The following is a 19,316-nucleotide window of genomic DNA, read 5'->3' on the forward strand; positions in this document are numbered from 1 at the left end:
GACGGTCGTGCCCCTCGACTCGAAGCCGGCCCGCGCCGGACTGGTGTTGTTCGTTCTGATCCTGGTCGCTGCGGTGGCGAATCTGAACCTTGCCGTAGCGAACGTGGCGCTGCCGGAGATCGGCCGGGACTTCGACGCGAGCCAGACGCAGCTCAACCTGATCGCCGTTGCCTATTCGCTCGGGTTGGCGGCGTCGGTGCTGTATCTGGGCGCGCTCGGTGACCGGTACGGCCGCAAGATGCTTCTGGTGCTGGGCATGGCGTTGTCGGTGCCGGCATGTGTGATCGCCGGATTCGCGCCGAACTTCGAGGTGCTGTTCGGCGCACGACTACTGGGAGGTGTGTCGGCGGGCCTGGCGTATCCGACGACGCTGGCGTTGATCACGGCGCTGTGGTCGGGGCCGGCGCGGACCAAGGCCATTGCACTGTGGTCTGCGCTGGGCGGTGCCCTGTCCGCACTGGGACCGCTGCTGTCGGGGGCGCTGCTCGAGAAGTTTCACTGGGGTGCAGTGTTTCTCGTGACGCTTCCGCTGGCCGGACTGGCGTTGCTGCTGGCTGCCGTGCTCGTACCGTCCCACGTCAACGAGACCACCGACCCGGTGGACAACCTCGGCGGCATGGTGTCCGTGGTGTTCATCGCGGCGCTCGTGCTGAGCATCAACTTCGCACCGGTCGACGGCAAAGGGACACTCGCGATCGGACTCGGGGCGATTGCCCTGGCGGCGGGTGCGGTGTTCGTGCTGCGGCAGGCACGTGCCGAGTTCCCGCTGTACGACCTGTCCATCGCTCGCCGCAAGACCTTCTGGGCGGCGGCGCTCGCGGGCATCATCGTCTTCGGTTCGCTGATGGGCGTCATCTTCGTCGGTCAGCAATTCCTGCAGAACGTGCTCGAGTACTCCACTCTGCAAGCCGGGGCGTCGACGCTTCCCGCGGCTGCCGCCATGGTTCTCGTCGCACCGCAGTCGGCGAAGTTGGTCGAGTCGAAGGGGTCGAGGTTCACGCTGCTGCTCGGCTACTTGTTCATCGTTCTCGGTCTCGTCGTCGCGTGGGCTACCTGGAAGGAGAACGTCTCCTACCTGTTCGTCGCCCTGAGCTACGTGCTGCTCGGAATCGGCGTCGGGTTCGCCGGTACCCCGGCGTCGCGCTCGTTGACGGGGTCGGTGCCCGTCGATCGGGCAGGAATGGCGTCGGGAACGGCGGATCTGCAGCGCGATCTGGGCGGCGCGATCATGCAGTCGACGCTCGGGGCCCTGCTGACGGCGGGATATGCAGCGTCGTTGACGTCCGCGATCGCGAATTCGCCGCAGGCGAGCCAGGTCGGTACCGAGACTCAGTCGATCCTGACGAAGTCCTTTTCGTCCGCGGCCGACATGGCCGAGCGGTATCCGCAGTACGGCGATCAGATCATCGACGCCGCGAGGCAGGCGTTTCTCGACGGTGATCAACGGTCGTATGCGGCCGCGATCGCGGTGGTGGTCGTCGGAGCAGTCCTCGTGTTCTTCGCATTCCCTCGTCATGACGAGGAGAAAAGGCTTCTGGCGCACTATCATTCCCAGGACAGCAGGAGTCTGCCGGATTGAATCGCTAGCCTTCGAGTATGCGGCCCTGTCGTCCGGCCGGGCGCATGTCGAGAGGAGTCAGACGCTATGCCCACACGTACATCGCGCACTGCATGGAACGGAACTCTGGAAGCCGGTTCGGGTCAGGTGGAACTCACCAGTTCCGGCGCAGCAACGTTCGACGTCTCGTTTCCCAAGCGTGCTGCCGAGAACGCCGACGGCACCACCAGTCCGGAAGAGCTGATCGCTGCGGCGCACTCGTCGTGCTACGCGATGCAGCTGTCCGCCCTCATCGCGGAGGCAGGTGGCACGCCGCAGAGTCTCGAGGTCAAGGCCGAGGTCTCTCTCGGACCGGACGACCCAGGGTTCAAGCTGACGGGGATCGCGCTGACCGTTCGCGGTGAGGTCGACGGCCTCGACGCCGAGGGCTTCGCGAAGGCAGCGCAGGCCGCGAAGGAGACATGCCCGGTCAGCAAGGCTCTCACCGGTGTGGAGATCACCCTCGACGCAGCGCTCGAGTCCTGACGGCCGACCATCGAAGAAAACGGGCTGATCGCCCGAAATTGTGACCTGTCACTGAAGAAGTGAGGGAGGCTAGATAACCTTCCAACCGTCGTGTCTGAGATCCTGGACAAGTCGAGCAATCCGAACGGCAAACGGCATCGAATGCAGTTCGTACGCCTGACGCGATTCGAACAAACGGACACGACGGTGGTTGGGACCCGGAAAGGACTCACTCGGGGCATGAGGTGGTCGAGCTTCCTGTCGGTAGGGCTGGTGGGTACCGGCGTCTACTTGTGGCTGCCGAGCGGATTGCCCAGGATCTCGGTGTACGCGCTGATCACCGCCGCCTGCGTCGTGACGTTCGCCTGCGTCAGCAAGCACCGGAGCCTCGCCAACCGACCCACGTGGTTCTTCCTGCTGATGGGCCTCGTGGCGTGGGGCCTCGGCGATCTGATCACCGCGGTGTATCTACTGGGCGACACAACCGTGCCGATGGTCTCGCCGGCCGACGCCGCCTACCTTCTCGGGCACGCTGCGTTCATCGTCGGTGTGCTCCTGATCCACGACGACAACGGCCATCGCGTTCTCCGGTTGGAGGACGCACTGGAGGGCTCGATCGTTGCCACCGGCGTCGGGCTGGCTGCGTGGATCTTCGTCGTCGGCAGCCGCCCGGACATCTCCCTCGGGTTCGATGCGTTCTCCGAGTACTGGCCTGTGGTGGTCTACACCACCGCAGACGGCTTCGTCGTCTCGTTGCTCGTCATCCTCCTGTTGTCCAAGCGTGCACGAACATTGCCGTTCACGATGACGGCGGCGGGTTTCGTGACGTTCGCGGTGTCGGCGTGGATCAATTTCCTCGCCGTCGAGCGGTTCGAATTCCGCGACACGAGCGTGGTCAGCGCGGGATGGCTCATCGGCTACATCCTTCTGACGGCGGCGACCCTGTATCCGCCACAAAAACTCTGGACCGTGCCCGACGAGAAGCCGAGACGGGTCGTCGAACGCACTCGGCTCGCTGGGCTCAGTGCAGGCATTCTGCTGTCTCCCGTCGTGATGGGCATCGAACTCGTACGCGGCGTGCCGGTCTCCGAATGGGGCTGGGTCGTGTTCGGGTCGTCGGTTCTTGCCGTCGTACTGGTCGCGGCGCGGATGGCATGTTTCCTGGCGGCGCTGCGCCGACAGGCCGAAGCGTTGTCCATCGCCGCGGTGTCGGACCCGGTGACGGGGCTGGCCAACCGACGCCACCTCGAAGAACTTCTCGACCGCTCCCTCGCCGACGCCGGTGCCTGTGGTGTCGTCGTGTTCGTCGTCGACGTCGACCGCTTCGCGCAGATCAACGAGACCTTCGGCTATCCGGTCGGGGATCGCGTGCTCCGTGAGATCGGGCAGAGGTTGTCGGCGGCAGCGGCGAGCGATTCCGTCGTCGGGCGTCTCGGCGGTGACCAGTTCGTGGTGTCCCTGGCCGCGGACCGGTTGGTCGTCTCCACGTCGGTAGCTGCGGATCATTTTCGCAGCGCAGTCAGCGAGACCATGTTCGTCCGCGACATCAATGTGGCTCTGGACGCGACGGTCGGCGTCGTGGAGTCCTCGAAGCTTGCCGTCGTCGACGCCGAGGCCCTCCTGCAGCACGCCCACGTCGCGCTCACCTTCGCCAAGCACGGCCACGAACGCTCGTCGCTGTACAGCCCGGCTATGGACTCCGACCGCCACGATCAGATGCGACTGCTCGGGGAACTCGAAACCGCCATCCGCGAACGGCAACTGCGGGTGTTCTTCCAGCCGTGCATGGATCTGAAGACGGGCCGGATCTCGGGAGTCGAAGCACTGTTGCGGTGGCAGCATCCACGCGAGGGCCTCATTTCGCCCTGGTCGTTCCTCCCCGACGCGGAACGCTCGGGTCTGCTCCCTTCGATCACCGCCTACGTCCTCGACGATGCGCTGGAATGCTGCAGCACCCTCCGCCGAAATCGGTCGGACTTCCGCGTGTCCGTCAACCTCTCGGTCCGCAACCTGCTGGACGCCACCTTGGTGGAGAACGTGGCCACCGCCCTGCAATCCCACCGTGTCCCTGCATCGGCGGTGCAGTTCGAGGTCACCGAGACCACGGCCATGACCGACCCCCGTCGTTCCGTCGATTCGCTCGTCGCGCTCCGGGATCTGGGCGTCTCGCTCGCCATCGACGATTACGGCACCGGCTACAGCTCGTTGGCCTACCTGAGATCCTTGCCGGTCCAGACCCTGAAGATCGACAAGTCGTTCGTCACGGCCATGAACAGTCAACCGACCAATGCGTCGATCGTGCGGTCGACCATCGATCTCGGCCGGAGCCTGGGCATGACCGTCGTCGCGGAGGGCGTCGAGGACGCCAAGACTCTCGAACGCCTGCGCGCACTCGGGTGTGACGGTGCACAAGGGTTCCACATCGGTCATCCGGTCCCCGAGGAAGAACTGGAGACCTCGATCGATCGAATCGAGAGCCTCGTCGGGGCCGGCCGACCGAGCCCCGAATCGCACCCGTCACTGCCCTCGTCATCGGCTTCTCATGGTGCGAAAGCCGTCGGATCGGCAGCGAATCGAAACTGAACATCGAGGAGCCACAGGTCGCGGACTGGGTGGCAGAATTCGCCGCGATTGCCGAACGTTCGCCCGACGCGATGTACCTGCGGGGCGCGGACGGTCATGTGGCGTACGCCAATTCGGCCGCCCAGGGGCTCGTCGGGGCCGGGGCGGCCGGCATCGAGTTCAGGGAATCGCTGCGTGTCGCAGGAGATGTCGACCCAGTCCTGCGGGCACTCGGTGCAGGTGGCGTCTGGACCGGAGACAGTGTCCTGCGGCACGTGCGTTCGGGCGCCGACATCCCTGTCTGGGTATCGGCGTTCGTCGTCACGGGACGACATGCTCGCACGCCTGTCGTGGCCGTCGTCGCACGCGACCTTCGCGGACGGTTCGACGTCGAGTGCCGCCTGCGCGAAGCCGTCGCGGACGCCGCTGCCCACGCGCGTGAGCAGCGGACGGTCGCCGACCTGAGTCGAACTGCGTTGACTGCCGGTCGGTCTCGTATTCTCGCCGAGGCGACCGACGCTGCTGCGGCGCTCGCCGGGATGGACTGTGCCGTCGTCTTCGAGCCGAGCGCTCCGGATCGCTCCGAACTGTTGGCCGTGTCCTACTCCGGTCCCAGCGCCCCGCCGTCCGCAATTCCGTTGTCGCGCTTGTCGCATGCTGGACTCGCGTTGCGCTCCGACGCTCCGGTCACGTGCGCGGACCGGGACACCGAAACGAGATTCCCGACGGATTTCATGGTGGCACGAGGCGTGCGCAGCGGCGCCGCCGTGGTCATCGAAGGATCGGATGAGCCGTGGGGAGTGCTCGCGGTGTACAGCGCGGAGTCAGGGGAATTCAGCGACGGAGAGCTGGCCTACCTGCAGACGGTCGCAGGTGTGGTGTCCGCGGCGATGCGCAGGCAGGACCTGGAGACGGAACTGCGTCGTCGGATAGCGCACGATCCGTTGACCGGTCTGGCCAACAGGGTGCTGGTGCGTCAGCGCATCGCAGACGTGAGGGTCCACGGGAACCCTTGTCCGATAGCGGTTCTGGTGGTCGATCTGGACAACTTCAAGATGATCAACGACACCCTCGGTCACGCGGTGGGTGACCGGGCGCTCCAGTTCGTGGCGACTCTCCTGGCAGATGCCGTCGACCAGGGCGACATCGTGTCGCGGTTCGGCGGCGACGAGTTCGTCGTCCTGCACCTTGGACCCGATCCTGTGGGTGTGGCGATGCGCATTCTCGAGGGACTCGCAGTGTCGTTCGGAATCGACGGCTTCGACATCACCGTCGCGGCCAGCATCGGCATCGCGGTGGACGAGAACTACACCGCCGATGCCGACGACCTGTTCCGGCGCGCCGACTCGGCGATGTACACCGCGAAGAAATCACGAACGACGGGGTACGCGGTGCACGGACACTCGGACCCGCGGCACGGGTCAGCGCCCCGGAGTCACATCCAGCACGACCTCGAATTCGAGCAGTGACGCCCCCGAGGCGACCGGCTTCGCGCGTTCACCGGAATGAGCGGCCCTGGCAGGTCCCGACGCCCACTGCTGGAAGGCCTCTTCGGTCTCCCACTGCGTGACGACGAAGTAGCGGTCCTCGCCTTTGGTGGGGCGGAGAAGTTGGAAACCGAGGAAGCCGGGTGAACCCTCGACGGCACCTGCTCGTGCAGCGAAGCGCTTCTCCAGCTCGGGGCCAGCGCCCTCGGGAACCTCGATTGCGTTGATCTTGACGACAGCCATGACGCCAGATTACCTGCGCGGCTACCATCGTCCTCGATGCTGCACGACGAGGGTGGAGACGGCCCGCCGATCCTGCTGCTGCACGGGCTCATGGGCAGCTCCGGGACGTGGCGGCGCGCCCTTCCCTGGCTGCGCACCCTCGGCCACGTCCATACGTACGACGCTCCGGGCCACCGGCGTCCGCCGCCCTCGACATTGACCACCGAAGCCTTCGTCGAGGATCTGGCGGCGCATGCCGAGACGCTGGGCGGGGCGGCGGTGATCGGCCACTCGATGGGCTCCCTGCACGGATGGTGCCTGGCCGCTGCCCGTCCGGAACTGGTGACGGCCCTCGTCGTCGAGGACATCGCGCCGGACTTCCGTGGCAGGACGGCCGACGCCTGGGCCGCGATGATCAGGAACTGGCCGCAGCCGTTTCCGACGGAGGCCGCCGTCCTCGACTACTTCGGGGAGGTGGCGGGCCGATACTTCCTGGATTCGTTCACCCGACGGGAGGACGGGTGGTACCTGCACGGTGAGGTTTCGACGTTCGAGGCCATCTCGTCGGAATGGGGAAGGCGGGACTTCTGGGCGGAATGGGAAGCCGTCGACGTGCCGTCGTTGCTTCTCGAAGGTGAGTTCGGGATCACACCCGACGGGCAGATGGCGGAGATGCACGCGCGGAACCCGAAGTCCGAGTACGTGTTCGTGCCCGGCGCGGCCCATCTGATCCACGACGAGTCCCCGCAGATCTACCAGGAGGCGGTGACGAGCTTCCTGACCGCACTACGATGACGCGAATGTCGTCGGCGAAGCTCAACGGAATCGAAATCGACTACGAGGTCACGGGCTCCGGCCCCCTCGTGGTCCTGGTGATGGGAACCGGCAGCCCGGGACGAGTGTGGAAGGCGCATCAGGTGCCCGCGCTGGTGACGGCCGGTTTTCGGGTCGTCACGTTCGACAACCGGGGTGTTTCGCCGTCGTTCGAGGCCGGCCGGTCCATGATGCTCGACGACCTCGTCGCCGACACGGCCGCGCTGATCGAGCATCTCGGTGGCATGCGAGCACGCGTCGTCGGTACGTCGATGGGGGCGCGCGTCACGCAGGAACTCGCGCTCGCCCGACCCGACCTCGTCTCCCACGCCGTGATGATGGCGACGTACGGGCGGTCGTCGACGATGCAGAAGGCGTGGTCGCAGGCCGAACGCGATCTGTACGACGCCGGGATCACGCTCCCCGCGTCCTACCGTGCGGCGATGACCGCGATGAACAACTTCTCGCCCGCAACGCTGCGGAACGAGCAAGCGATCGCGGATTGGCTTGCCGTGCTGGAATTCTCGGGTGGGCAGCCGACTGCGGGCCGACGCGCACAGATCGGTCTGGAGATGCGCGCGGGCACCGAGCGGCTGACGGCGTATCGCAAGATCACCGCGAAGTCGCTGGTCATCGGATTCGCCGACGACCGATTGATCCCGGCGCACCTCAGCCGTGAAGTCGCCCAGGCAATTCCGGGAGCACGCTACGAGGAGATCCCGGACACCGGGCATTTCGGCTACCTCGAACGACCCGACGTCGTCAACAAGGTTCTGGCGGACTTCCTGCGCTGATCAGCCCTCGCCCGCCAGACAGAACAGACCGGACTCGGTCTGCTCGACCAGACCGTCGAGCAGCAGCGAATCCAGCGCCCTGTCGCGCTGACCGGGATCGGTGAGCCACACGATGTCCAACTGCGCCCGTTCCACCGGGCCGGGACTCTCCCGCAGCACGGACATCAGCTTTCCGCGCACCTGTCGATCGGTGCCGGCGAACTTCTGCACCTTCTTGGCCGGACCTGTGTACGCCGGTCTCCCCGCGTCGATCCACGAGCACTTCGGCAGCGGACACAGCAGGCAGGCCGGGTTCTTCGCCGTGCAGATCAACGCGCCGAGTTCCATCAGAGCCGCCGAGTACCGCGCCGCGCGAGCCTTCGGGCGGGGGAGCAGGGCGTCCACGTCCGCGAGATCACGCGTCGTCGACGGATTACCCGGCTCCGCCTCGCCGTGCACAGCACGGGCGACGACACGACGAACATTGGTGTCGACGACCGGAACTCGCCGACCGTAGGCGAAGCAGGCCACCGCACGCGCGGTGTACGCGCCGATACCGGGCAATCCCAGGAGAGTGTCGACGTCGTCGGGCACCACGTCACCGTGCTCGGACGCCAGGACCGACGCGCATTCGTGTAACCGCAGAGCCCGACGCGGATAGCCGAGCTTGCCCCAGGCCCGCAGAACCTCGGCCTGCGACGACGCCGCCATCTTCGACGGAACGGGCCACTTCCGAACCCACTCCTCCCAGATCGGAGCCACGCGAGAGACCGGTGTCTGCTGGAGCATGATCTCGCTCATCAGTATCTGCCAGGCAGTCACTCCGGGCCGACGCCACGGCAGATCCCGCTCCTCGGCATCGAACCAGCTCAGCAACGCTGCCGTATCGATGGGCACGTGTCCTCAACAGCCTTTCGTCCGCGCGACGGTCCGGTGGCCGTCCGGGACCGGCGAGGGAACCTGACTCGCCGGTAATCGTCGACCCATGCACAATGACTTACATGCCTGCCTCCAACCCAGCATCAGCATGGAAGTCTCTCAAAGAGGGTAACCAGCGTTTCGTCGCCGGCGCCCCCCTGCATCCCAGTCAGGGTATCGAGGACCGCACCAGACTCGCCGACGGCCAGAGCCCCCGCGCAATTCTGTTCGGTTGCGCGGACTCTCGCGTCGCCGCCGAGATCATCTTCGATCAGGGCCTCGGGGACATGTTCGTCGTGCGCACCGCCGGCCACACCGTCGACTCGTCCGTGCTCGGCTCGATCGAATACGGCGTAGCCGTGCTCGGTGCGCACCTCATCGTCGTCCTCGGACACGACAAGTGCGGCGCCGTCAGGGCCACCACGGACGCACTCGATTCCGGCGACATCCCCGGCGGCTACATCCGCGACGTCGTCGAACGCGTCACCCCGTCGGTCCTGTCGGCCAGGCGCGACGGCTACACCGACGTCGACGATTTCATGGCCCGCCACGTCGAGGAAACGGGCAACCTGCTCATGCAGCGCTCCCGAATCATCGCGGAGAAAGTCGAATCGGGTGATGCCGCCATCGTCGGATTGACCTACAAGTTGTCCGAGGGAAGTGCGCGATTGCGAGAGGTCATCGGCGACATCGGCGAGAAGCCCTGACGTAAATACCCAGGTCCGACGCGACACGCCGTATGTGCTTGCGGGATGGCTGAGCTACCGCCAATTACGGTAGTTCTGTGTTGCAACCAACCGGGCCGCTGCCTCCCGAAATCTATTGGCGTCGTCGCGCACTCGCCATCGGTGCTGCCGTCGTCGTGCTCGGTTTGATCGTGTGGTTCATCAGCTCGCTCGGTGGCGGTGAGGACGATCAGCAGACCCAACCGGCGGGCGTCGTGTCGAGCGCAAGCCCCTCGACCACGGCCCCGTCGTCGACGAGTTCTCAGCAGCAGGCGTCCGCATCGGACGGCGGCTCGGGTGGGTCCGGCGGTTCGGGAGGATCCGGTGGCTCCGGCGGCGGCGCTCCCGCGTCGTCGGGAGCCTCGGGAACCTCCGCTGCTCCCGCTGCGGATCTCCCGGTGGCCTCCAACCAGTGCGCGGATCAGAGTCTCGCGATCAAGGCGACGCCGGACAAGGCGACGTACCGAGTCGGCGAAGAGCCAGGATTCACCGTCGTCATCACCAACATCAGCTCGACGGAATGCCAACGTGACGTCGGTGCCGGTCTGCAGCAGGCTCTGGTGTTCACCCTCGACGATCAGCGAATCTGGTCCAACACCGACTGCTTCCCGGACGCCCAGTCGGACCTGCGGTCCTTCAAGCCGGGTGAGCAGGCAGGGTTCACGGTCAAGTGGTCGGGAACCAACTCGGTTCCCGGTTGCGGTGAAGAACGCGTCCCCGTCGGCGCCGGTTCCTACAAGGTGATCGCCCAGCTCGGTGAACTGCGCAGCTCGCCGGAACCGTTCAACATCACCACCTAGACGTCAGTCGAACGGCCCCGCGATGGACGATTCGGCCAGGCGCGACAGGCCTTCTCGGATGTGCCGGGCCCAGAGGCCGCCGATGCCCTCGACCGATTGCAGGTCGGCGGCGGTGGCCGCGAGAAGCCCCTGCAGAGTGCCGAAGGATGCGACCAGACGGTGGATCTGGCTGAACTGCAGACGCGGTACCCGCGTCAGTACCCGGTAGCCGCGCGGGCTCATCGGAGTGTCGAGGGCCTCGATCGTCGCGGGATAGCCGAACGCACGCGCCAACGTCGTCAGGTCGAGAAGGTCGACGTCGGTCAGCTTGTCCAGAGCGCCGAGCGCACGCTCGACCGCTGCCGTGCCCGCAGGTTCCGTGCCTGCCAGGTAGTCCCGGACGACGAGTTGACGGTCGATGTCGTTGTCGCCGAGCAGCTCCTCCAGCTGCAGCGCCAATTGCCTTCCGTCCGTGCCGAGTTCGAGAACGTTCTGTTCGATCTCCACCGACACGCGTCGCACCATCTCGAGCCGCTGCGCGACGGTCAACGCGTCCCGCAGGGTCACGAAATCCTCGATCTCGACGACCGACAGTTGCCGGGTGTTGTCGTCGAGACGCGCTTTGTAGCGTTCGAGAGTCGCGACGGCCTGGTTGGCGCGCGATTGAATCGTCGCGGAACCTTCGACGACATGCCGGATACCGGCGACGTAGACGCTGACGATGCTCATCGACTGGCTGACGGAGACGACCGGGTAGCCGGTCTGCATCGCGGTCCGTTCCGCTGCGCGGTGCCGCGTACCGGATTCCACGGTGGGGATCTTGTGGTCGGGCACCAGCTGAACGTTGGACCGCACGATCCGCTTGCCGTCGGTCGACAACACGACGGCGCCGTCCATCTTCGACAGTTCTCGCAGTCTCGTCGGGGCGAACTCGACGTCCAGCTCGAATCCGCCGTCGCAGATGGCTTCCACTTCGTCGTCGTAGCCGAGCACGATCAACCCGCCGGTACGGCCTCGCAGGATGCGCTCGAGCCCGTCACGGAGAGCAGTGCCGGGGGCAAGGCGGGCAATGGTCTCCCGGAGAACAGGGGACGTCGGCTCGCCGCGTGTCGAGTCGGTCATGCTCATCCCCTCGTCGATGTCGGCGTTCACGGATGCAGGGGTGGTGCGTGTCCTGCAGGAAAGAGGTTACGTGAGCGGGAGTGGAGCCCGCGGAATGACCCGATTATGCGGGAGTGGAGCCCGCGGAATGACCCGAATTTGCGTGCTGACTAGCGAGAGCGGGGACGGACGGAGGTCAGGGCGTCGGCGAGGTTGGTGACTGTTCTGACTTTCATTCCGGCGGGCATCGGGTCGTCGTGTGGAGGGGTGATGGCGTGGGTGAAGCCGAGGCGTGCCGCTTCGGCGAGTCTTCTGCCGAGGCCGGACACGCGGCGGATCTCGCCTGCGAGGCCGACTTCGCCCAGGATGACGAGGCCGGGATCGAGTGGCACGTTGTTGACGCCGGATGCGACGGCGGCGGCGAGGGCCAGGTCCACGGCGGGTTCGGTGGTTTTCATACCTCCGACGGTGGCGGCGTAGACCTCGCACTTGGCGATCTTGAGGCCGCAGTGTTTCTCGAGGACCGCGAGGATCATTGCGACGCGGGCGGAGTCGAGGCCGCTGACGGCCCGTCTCGGTGACGGCATGTGTGTCTCGACGACGAGTGCCTGCAGTTCGGCGAGCAGGGGGCGCTTGCCGTCCATGGTGACGGTGACCGCCGTGCCTGCGACGGATTCCGTCCGGTGGTGCAGGAACAGCCCGGATGGGTCGGAGATGCCGACGATGCCCGTCTCGCGCAGTTCGAAACAGCCGACCTCGTCGGATGCGCCGAATCTGTTCTTGACGCCTCGGATCATCCGCAGGGTGGAGTGTTTGTCGCCTTCGAAGTGGAGGACGACGTCGACGAGGTGTTCGAGGGACCTCGGTCCGGCCACCGCGCCGTCCTTCGTGACGTGACCGATGAGCAGTACCGCGACTCCGGTCGTCTTGGCGAGCGAGGTCAGTGCACTGGTGATGGCGCGTACCTGGGTGACGCCGCCGATGACTCCGTCGACGTCGGCGGCGAGCATCGTCTGCACCGAGTCGACGATGAGCAGGCTGGGCTTGACCTGCTCCACGTGCCCGAACACCGTGGCAAGGTCCGATTCGGCGGCGAGGAACACACGCTCGTGGACAGCCCCGGTGCGGTCGGCACGCAGACGTACCTGCCCGGCGGACTCCTCACCCGTGACGTACAGAGCGCGTCTGTCCTCACCCGTCCGTGCCCACCGATGGACGACCTCGAGGAGCAGCGTCGATTTTCCGACGCCCGGCTCGCCCGCGAGAAGTACGACGGATCCGGGGACCAGGCCGCCACCGAGAACCCGGTCGAACTCGCTGATGCCGGTGGAATTGGCCTGGGACGTCGTGCTGCTGATCTGGGTGATCGCGGCAGCGGGCGACGTCGGGATCATCGGCGCGAGCGTCGACCGTGTGTTCCCGGCCCCGAGGCCGGACGCGCCTGCTCGGGTGGCGACGGGTGCGAGGACCGTGGCCTCGTCCATCGAACCCCAGCTACCGCACTCCGGGCAGCGCCCCACCCATTTGGCGACGGTGTGATGGCAGGCCGAACAGCGGTAGTTGGACTTCAGTTTGGCCACGGGAGAAGACTAGAGGTGACCACCGACATCGAATGCGTCGAAGATCAGTTGTTCCCGTCCGCGCCTTCTTCGACCTCGGTCTCGACGACGCTCTGCTCGGCTTCCGCAGCTTCGCCGTGCAGCTCCGCCTCGACGGGGGACTTCTCGGAGATGTTGCGCTCGAGGACCTGACCGGCGTCGACGGGAACGAGAAGCTCCACGTCGCCCGCGTCTTCGAAGGTGAAGGTGATCGGAACGGTCAAGCCCGGACGAACTTCCTCGCCGATGCCGTTGAGCTCGACGACGATGAACTGGAGCGGAATGTCGGGGTTGGTGGCCTCGTTGTCCACGGGCGTACCGGCGCCGAGTGCAGTCAGCGGTGCGATCTCGGTTCCACCCGGCTCTTCGCCGACGGTGATCGACGACGCCGCTGTCGTGGAGATGCGCGTCAGAGTGTCTGCGTTTGCGGGGCTGTTGTTGACGGCGATGAATCCGAGCTCCACCTTGCCGCCTGCCTCGATCGAGTACTCCTCGGTCTGCGGGTAGACGACGTGGACGTTGCGCAGCGAGATGTCACCGATGTCGGCGGAGTTTCCGTTGACGGCGGACACCTGCGTCGCCGTCTGCGAGATCTGGCCTGCGCCGCACGCGGACAGTGCGAGTACACCGCCGGCTGCGAGGGCGACAACGGCTGCCAGTCGCTTTCCGGGGCGTACCGCAGGCTCCAGGCTGGTACTGGTCTTCGGGTTCGCGGTCGCAGCAATGAACGCAGTCACTTCGTCGTCCTCCAGGTGTGGCCGGTGTCGATGGCGCGGGCGAGGCGGCTGCGTCGTTCAGCCGATTCGTCGGTCCACTAGGCAGAGTAGTAGTCAGCCCGCGGCGATGGATCGCTGGGGCGCGAACACGCTGTCCGATTGCCGACTTCTCGGCGTGTCGGCGGGGTGTCGATTGCATGCTCGGAGGGGTGAGAAAGCGCTGCTCCGTGTCGTCTGCGCCACACGGAGGAGGGATGCGAATCGGGGGTCGAGACCGGAGCCCGCGGGGCGACTCGAGAGGTCGGCACTGCACGTCCAGGCGCCCATGTCAACCCCTGCCGCGTCGGCTCCGTGCCCCTGACCTGCGCCGTTGATCCGGGCGCGTGGTAAACTGGGAAAATCGAAAGGGGCACGGGACACATGATTTTCAAGGTCGGAGACACCGTCGTTTACCCCCATCACGGAGCGGCGCTGATCGAAGCGATAGAAACCCGCACCATCAAGGGTGAACCGAAAGAGTACCTAGTTCTCAAAGTAGCTCAGGGCGATCTCACCGTTCGAGTTCCTGCAGACAACGCCGAATATGTCGGCGTTCGCGACGTAGTAGGACAAGAAGGACTGGACAAGGTGTTCCAGGTTCTTCGTGCGCCGCACACCGAAGAGCCCACCAACTGGTCCCGTCGATACAAGGCGAACCTCGAGAAGCTTGCTTCGGGCGACGTCAACAAGGTTGCCGAGGTAGTTCGCGACCTCTGGCGGCGTGAGCAGGACCGTGGATTGTCCGCAGGCGAGAAGCGCATGCTGGCCAAGGCCCGTCAGATCCTCGTCGGAGAATTGGCTCTGGCCGAGGGAACCGACCAGGCCAAGGCGGACACCATGCTGGACGAAGTACTCGCCGCAGCATCCTGATCACCAGCGACACCACGGTGACAGGATCCACCTCGGGTTCCGTCGTCGCACTCGTTCCGGCGGCGGGGCAGGGCCTGCGTCTTCAGCAGGGTCTGCCCAAAGCCTTCGTGACAGTCGGTGGCACCACACTTCTTCGACGCTCGGTCGACGGCCTGATCGCATCGGGATCCGTCGACCGAATCGTCGTGATGGTGCCGGAGGAACTCGTCGAGCACACACGTGACCTGTTCGCCGACGTCACCGTCGTTGCCGGTGCAGCAGAACGAACCGACACCGTCGCCGTCGGACTGAAAGCAGCCGAGGGCGCGGACATCGTTCTCGTCCACGACGCGGCCCGCGCACTGACCCCTGCGTCGCTGATCGCGCGCGTCGTGGCGGAAGTCCGAGCCGGCCGGGGCGCCGTCGTACCCGCACTGCCGGTAGCCGACACCATCAAGACCGTCGACCTCATGGGCGCGGTTCTGGGCACCCCCGAACGCAGCGGGTTGCGCGCGATACAGACGCCGCAGGGATTCCGCGCCGACCTTCTGCACCGCGCCTACGCGGAAGTTTCGAGCATCGCCACCGACGACGCAGGCCTGGTGGAACGTCTGGGCGAAACCGTCCACACCATCGTCGGCGACGCACTTGCCTTCAAGATCACCACTCCGCACGACCTTCTTCTTGCGGAAGCCATCGTCGGGCGGGAGAACTCATGAGAGTCGGGATCGGTACCGACGTCCACCCCATCGCGAAAGGCCGACCGTGCTGGCTGGCGGGCCTCGAATTCGCCGATGCCGACGGTCTGGACGGGCACTCCGACGGTGACGTCGCATCGCACGCGCTGTGCGATGCACTGCTGTCCGCGGCTGGACTCGGTGACCTGGGTTCGGTGTTCGGCACCGGCCGCCCGGAATGGGACGGCGTCAGCGGGGCTGCGATGCTGACCGAGGTCCGACGATTGCTGACGGAGAACGGGTTCTCCATCGGTAACGCTGCCGTACAGATCATCGGCAACAGGCCCAAGATCGGCCCGCGGCGCGCGGAGGCACAGGAAGTGTTGTCCGCGGTGCTGGGGGCGCCCGTGTCGGTATCGGCGACCACCACCGACGGTTTGGGATTGACCGGCCGCGGCGAGGGAATCGCCGCCGTCGCGACCGCACTTGTCGTGAGCGAGTAAATGCACCGGTAGGATTGCTGGTCGTGACCCTTCACCTATACGACACCGAGACGAGGGCCCTGCGGGAATTCTCCCCCTTGGTCCCTGGCCATGCTTCGGTGTACCTGTGTGGGGCAACGGTTCAGGGTGAACCGCACATCGGCCACGTTCGTAGCGGCGTCGCGTTCGACGTCCTGCGTCGCTGGCTGTCGGCGCACGACTACGACGTCGCTTTCATTCGCAACGTCACCGACATCGACGACAAGATTCTGAACAAGGCACGCGACGCGGGGCGCCCGTGGTGGGAGTGGGCCGCGACGTTCGAGCGGTCCTTCACGTGGGCGTACGACAAACTGGGTGTGCTTCCGCCGTCGGCGGAACCGCGCGCGACCGGGCACATCACGCAGATGGTGGAACTGATCGAGCGACTGATCGCATCCGGTCACGCTTACGCTGCCGACGGTGACGTCTACTTCGACGTCGTCAGCTTCCCCGACTACGGCGCGCTGTCCGGCCACAAGCTCGACGACGTCCACCAGGGCGAAAGCGTCGGCGCAGGCAAGCGGGATCCTCGCGATTTCACGCTGTGGAAGGCCGCCAAACCCGGTGAGCCGTCGTGGCCGACGCCGTGGGGCCGCGGTCGCCCCGGTTGGCACCTCGAATGCTCCGCGATGTGCGAGGCGTACCTCGGATCCGATTTCGACATCCATTGCGGCGGTCTGGATCTGGTGTTCCCACACCACGAGAACGAGCGTGCCCAGAGCAAAGCCGCCGGTGACGGCTTCAGTCGGTACTGGCTGCACAACGGGTGGGTGACGATGGGCGGCGAGAAGATGTCCAAATCGCTCGGCAACGTGCTGTCGGTACCCAACGTGCTCAAAAGTGTTCGGCCGCAAGAGCTTCGGTACTACCTCGGCAGCGCGCACTACCGCTCGATGCTCGAGTACTCGGACAACGCCTTGCAGACAGCGGCGGTCACGTACCGAGGCATCGAAGGATTCGTCAAACGGACCGTCGAACGCGCGGGCGATGTTCCACTCGGGACGTGGACCGAGGACTTCGCCGCGGCACTGAACGACGACCTCGGCGTACCCAAGGCTTTGGCCGCCGTCCATGCGACGGTCAAGGCAGGCAACAGCGCCCTCGAAAGCGGCGACCTCCTGGGCGCCGTCGAGCAGGCCTCGAAAGTGCGGGCCATGCTGTCGATTCTCGGCGTGGACCCGCTCGACGCACACTGGTCGTCGGAGGCAAGCGACAACGACGCTGTCGTCGGTGCGCTCGGTGTGCTCGTCGACGCAGAGTTGCAGCGTCGCGCGCAGGCGAAGATCGACAAGGACTGGCCGACGGCGGACGCGATACGCGACCGCCTTGCCAAGGCCGGCATAGATGTGACAGATACCCCGAGCGGGCCGGAATGGACCGTCGGGGACACGAGCAGTAACGACGAAGCAGGGCAGTGATGGCAGGCAATTCCAGTAGGCGCGGCGCAGTACGCAAGTCAGGCACCAAGAAGGGGCAGGTCGCCGGATCCGGTGGCAACCGTCGCCGGGGCCTCGAAGGGCGTGGCGCGACCCCTCCGGCCGAGGCCAGGACCAAACATCCGGCGTCGCGCAGGGCGAAGCTGGCGGACAAAGCCGCCCAGAACAGCGGCGGCAGGAACGGCGGCACTCGCCAGGGTGGTGGACGCGTCGCCAGTCGCAAGAACGACGACGGTCCCGAGGTCGTTCTCGGTCGCAACCCCGTCGTCGAATGCCTCCGCGCCGGCGTCCCCGCCACAGCACTGTGGGTGGCCGTCGGAACGGACAGCGACGAACGACTGAAGGAAAGCGTTCAGCGTGCAGCCGACGCCGGCATCTCCATCCTCGAGGTGCCGCGGTCGGACCTGGACAAGCTGAGCGCCAACGGTCTGCATCAGGGTCTGGCCCTGCAGGTGCCGCCGTACCGCTACGCACACCCCGACGACCTCATCGGCAACGCTCGCGCTCAGCAGGAGCCCGCACTGCTGGTTGCCCTCGACAACATCACCGACCCGCGAAACCTCGGTGCTGTCGTCCGGTCCGTTGCCGCGTTCGGAGGCCACGGCGTCGTCATTCCGCAGCGCCGAAGTGCAAGCGTGTCCGCCGTCGCGTGGCGCACCAGCGCCGGTGCCGCCGCTCGCCTACCCGTCGCCCGCGCAACCAACCTGACGCGAACGCTCAAGGACTGGCAGACCAAGGGCGTCACCATTGTCGGCCTCGACGCCGAGGGTGACACCACGCTCGACAACTTCGACGCCAGTGGCCCCGTCGCCATCGTCGTCGGCTCCGAGGGCAAGGGCCTGTCCCGTCTCGTCCGCGAGACGTGCGATTCCATCCTGTCCATTCCGATGGCCGGACCGGTGGAGTCCTTGAACGCCTCCGTCGCGGCCGGAGTCGTGCTGGCCGACATCGCACGGCAGCGCAGGCTCTGACCACACGGCTCCGAATCAGCTGGTAGGTTAGGCACACCTTAGAGAGGGTGTGTCGAATGATGTCGAAGAAGTCACGGCTGTACGCCGGTGTCGCGACGGCCGGACTGTTGCTCGGATCGGTCGCATGTTCGTCGGAGTCCGCTCCCGATACGGCGAGCGACACCAGATCCGTCGTCCACAAGCTGGGTACCACCGAGGTACCCGTGGACCCGGAGCGCATCGTCACGGTCGGGTACTCCGATCAGGACACCCTGCTCGCGTTCGGTGAGGTCCCGGTCGGCGTCACCGACTGGTACGGCGACTATCCGGACGCGACGTGGCCGTGGGCGCAGGATGCCCTCGGCGACGCCCACCCCGAGGTGTTGAACCGGGGCCAGTTCACCGGTGCGGCCAACATCGATTTCGAGGGCATAGCGAAGCTCGAACCGGACCTGATCATGGCGCAGTACATCGACGTGAGCACCGACGCGTACGCCAGGCTTTCGGAGATCGCACCTACGGTGACGGGTTCGCCCGACTATCCGGATTTCGGTATGCCGTGGCAGGAAAGCGTGCGTCTCGTCGGCGACACGCTGGGCGAGGCCGACAGAGCTGCAGAGCTCGTCCAGAGCGTCGACGCCGAACTCGGCGAGCAGCGCGAGGCCCACCCCGAATTCGAAGGAAAGACAGTAGCGGTGGTCGAATCGGGTGAGCCCGGTTCGTTCTGGGTGCGGTCACCCAACGATCAGCGGTCCCGCCTGCTCACTTCGCTCGGATTCGTCATCCCGCAGCAGATCACGGACCTTGCAGGGGATCTCGATGCATTCGAGATCAGCACGGAACAACTCGGGATGCTCGACCTCGACGTTCTGGTGTGGAACACCGGGGGCACCGAAGGCACGAGCGACCGAATCAGAGCGACACCCACGTATCAGGTGCTGAACGTGGCCAAGGACGGACGGGACGTTTTCGTCGACGACCCCATCGTCTCCGGCGCCCTCACATGGGGCAGCGTCCTGAGTCTGCCGTTCGCGATCGACGCGCTCGTCCCAGAGTTGGCGGCTGCTGCGTCGAAGTGACGCGCA

19 protein-coding genes are annotated in these 19,316 nt (G+C 66.0%); 14 read left to right on the forward strand and 5 right to left on the reverse strand.

Annotation, left to right across the window (positions count from 1 at the left end):
- Positions 1–7: 7 nt before the first annotated feature.
- From CH290_RS03720 to CH290_RS03735, 4 genes are all read left to right on the forward strand, one after another.
- Positions 8–1,579 carry an MFS transporter gene (locus CH290_RS03720; RefSeq protein WP_019663070.1) on the forward strand — a complete coding sequence of 524 codons (1,572 nt, stop codon included), beginning with the start codon at positions 8–10 and terminating at the stop codon, positions 1,577–1,579.
- A 66-nt stretch (positions 1,580–1,645) separates the two neighbouring features.
- Complete coding sequence (locus tag CH290_RS03725; RefSeq protein ID WP_019663071.1) at positions 1,646–2,083, forward strand: OsmC family peroxiredoxin; 438 nt, start codon at positions 1,646–1,648, stop codon at positions 2,081–2,083.
- A gap of 219 nt (positions 2,084–2,302) precedes the next feature.
- Positions 2,303–4,645: a putative bifunctional diguanylate cyclase/phosphodiesterase gene (locus CH290_RS03730; RefSeq protein ID WP_230621056.1), complete on the forward strand. Its 2,343-nt coding sequence runs from the start codon at positions 2,303–2,305 to the stop codon at positions 4,643–4,645.
- Between the two features lie 29 nt (positions 4,646–4,674).
- Complete coding sequence (locus tag CH290_RS03735; RefSeq protein WP_019663073.1) at positions 4,675–6,093, forward strand: sensor domain-containing diguanylate cyclase; 1,419 nt, start codon at positions 4,675–4,677, stop codon at positions 6,091–6,093.
- Here CH290_RS03735 and mhuD read toward each other — a convergent pair.
- Positions 6,046–6,354 (reverse strand): mycobilin-forming heme oxygenase MhuD, encoded by a 309-nt coding sequence (mhuD, locus tag CH290_RS03740; protein WP_019663074.1) that lies wholly within the window; start codon positions 6,352–6,354, stop codon positions 6,046–6,048. The genes CH290_RS03735 and mhuD overlap by 48 nt on opposite strands.
- A gap of 36 nt (positions 6,355–6,390) precedes the next feature.
- Here mhuD and CH290_RS03745 point away from each other — a divergent pair, with 36 nt between their 5' ends.
- Both CH290_RS03745 and CH290_RS03750 read left to right on the forward strand, forming a co-directional pair.
- Positions 6,391–7,128, forward strand: a complete 738-nt coding sequence (locus tag CH290_RS03745) for an alpha/beta fold hydrolase (RefSeq protein ID WP_020110912.1) — start codon at positions 6,391–6,393, stop codon at positions 7,126–7,128.
- A 5-nt stretch (positions 7,129–7,133) separates the two neighbouring features.
- A complete protein-coding gene (locus CH290_RS03750; protein WP_019663076.1) occupies positions 7,134–7,940 on the forward strand; it encodes an alpha/beta fold hydrolase in 807 nt (268 codons plus the stop codon).
- Here the strand turns inward: CH290_RS03750 and CH290_RS03755 are convergent, their stop codons facing one another.
- Positions 7,941–8,816: an HhH-GPD family protein gene (locus tag CH290_RS03755; protein ID WP_033190151.1), complete on the reverse strand. Its 876-nt coding sequence runs from the start codon at positions 8,814–8,816 to the stop codon at positions 7,941–7,943.
- Positions 8,817–8,920: 104 nt separating this feature from the next.
- Between CH290_RS03755 and CH290_RS03760 the strand changes: the two genes are divergently transcribed.
- Together CH290_RS03760 and CH290_RS03765 are read left to right on the forward strand one after the other, a co-directional pair.
- Positions 8,921–9,544: a carbonic anhydrase gene (locus CH290_RS03760; RefSeq protein WP_019663078.1), complete on the forward strand. Its 624-nt coding sequence runs from the start codon at positions 8,921–8,923 to the stop codon at positions 9,542–9,544.
- 77 nt (positions 9,545–9,621) lie between these two features.
- Positions 9,622–10,362: a hypothetical protein gene (locus CH290_RS03765; RefSeq protein ID WP_020110910.1), complete on the forward strand. Its 741-nt coding sequence runs from the start codon at positions 9,622–9,624 to the stop codon at positions 10,360–10,362.
- 3 nt (positions 10,363–10,365) lie between these two features.
- Here the strand turns inward: CH290_RS03765 and disA are convergent, their stop codons facing one another.
- From disA to CH290_RS03780, 3 genes are all read right to left on the reverse strand, one after another.
- A complete protein-coding gene (disA, locus tag CH290_RS03770; protein WP_019663080.1) occupies positions 10,366–11,463 on the reverse strand; it encodes a DNA integrity scanning diadenylate cyclase DisA in 1,098 nt (365 codons plus the stop codon).
- A 149-nt stretch (positions 11,464–11,612) separates the two neighbouring features.
- Positions 11,613–13,022, reverse strand: coding sequence for a DNA repair protein RadA (gene radA, locus CH290_RS03775; protein WP_020110908.1), 1,410 nt, complete (start codon positions 13,020–13,022; stop codon positions 11,613–11,615).
- A 44-nt stretch (positions 13,023–13,066) separates the two neighbouring features.
- Complete coding sequence (locus CH290_RS03780; RefSeq protein ID WP_371828088.1) at positions 13,067–13,729, reverse strand: copper chaperone PCu(A)C domain-containing protein; 663 nt, start codon at positions 13,727–13,729, stop codon at positions 13,067–13,069.
- Positions 13,730–14,176: 447 nt separating this feature from the next.
- Here CH290_RS03780 and carD point away from each other — a divergent pair, with 447 nt between their 5' ends.
- From carD to CH290_RS03810, 6 genes are read left to right on the forward strand one after another with little or no spacing between them, the layout of a single operon-like run.
- On the forward strand, positions 14,177–14,665 hold the full coding sequence (carD, locus tag CH290_RS03785) for an RNA polymerase-binding transcription factor CarD (RefSeq protein WP_019663083.1): 489 nt from the start codon (positions 14,177–14,179) through the stop codon (positions 14,663–14,665).
- A 17-nt stretch (positions 14,666–14,682) separates the two neighbouring features.
- Entirely contained in the window at positions 14,683–15,363 is a 681-nt protein-coding gene (gene ispD / locus CH290_RS03790) for a 2-C-methyl-D-erythritol 4-phosphate cytidylyltransferase (protein ID WP_019663084.1), read from the forward strand.
- Positions 15,360–15,824 (forward strand): 2-C-methyl-D-erythritol 2,4-cyclodiphosphate synthase, encoded by a 465-nt coding sequence (gene ispF / locus CH290_RS03795; RefSeq protein WP_019663085.1) that lies wholly within the window; start codon positions 15,360–15,362, stop codon positions 15,822–15,824. Before ispD ends, ispF begins: the two co-directional genes overlap by 4 nt.
- Before the next feature lie 23 nt (positions 15,825–15,847).
- Entirely contained in the window at positions 15,848–17,263 is a 1,416-nt protein-coding gene (gene cysS / locus CH290_RS03800) for a cysteine--tRNA ligase (RefSeq protein ID WP_026347424.1), read from the forward strand.
- On the forward strand, positions 17,263–18,252 hold the full coding sequence (gene rlmB, locus CH290_RS03805) for a 23S rRNA (guanosine(2251)-2'-O)-methyltransferase RlmB (RefSeq protein ID WP_019663087.1): 990 nt from the start codon (positions 17,263–17,265) through the stop codon (positions 18,250–18,252). Before cysS ends, rlmB begins: the two co-directional genes overlap by 1 nt.
- Positions 18,253–18,308: 56 nt before the next feature.
- The gene (locus tag CH290_RS03810) at positions 18,309–19,310 is read left to right on the forward strand and encodes an iron-siderophore ABC transporter substrate-binding protein (protein WP_026347425.1); all 1,002 of its coding nucleotides are present in this window, start codon (positions 18,309–18,311) and stop codon (positions 19,308–19,310) included.
- The last annotated feature ends 6 nt before the right edge of the window (positions 19,311–19,316 follow it).

The organism is Rhodococcus sp. 06-156-4, from assembly GCF_002259345.1.
Classification (GTDB): domain Bacteria; phylum Actinomycetota; class Actinomycetes; order Mycobacteriales; family Mycobacteriaceae; genus Rhodococcoides; species Rhodococcoides fascians_E.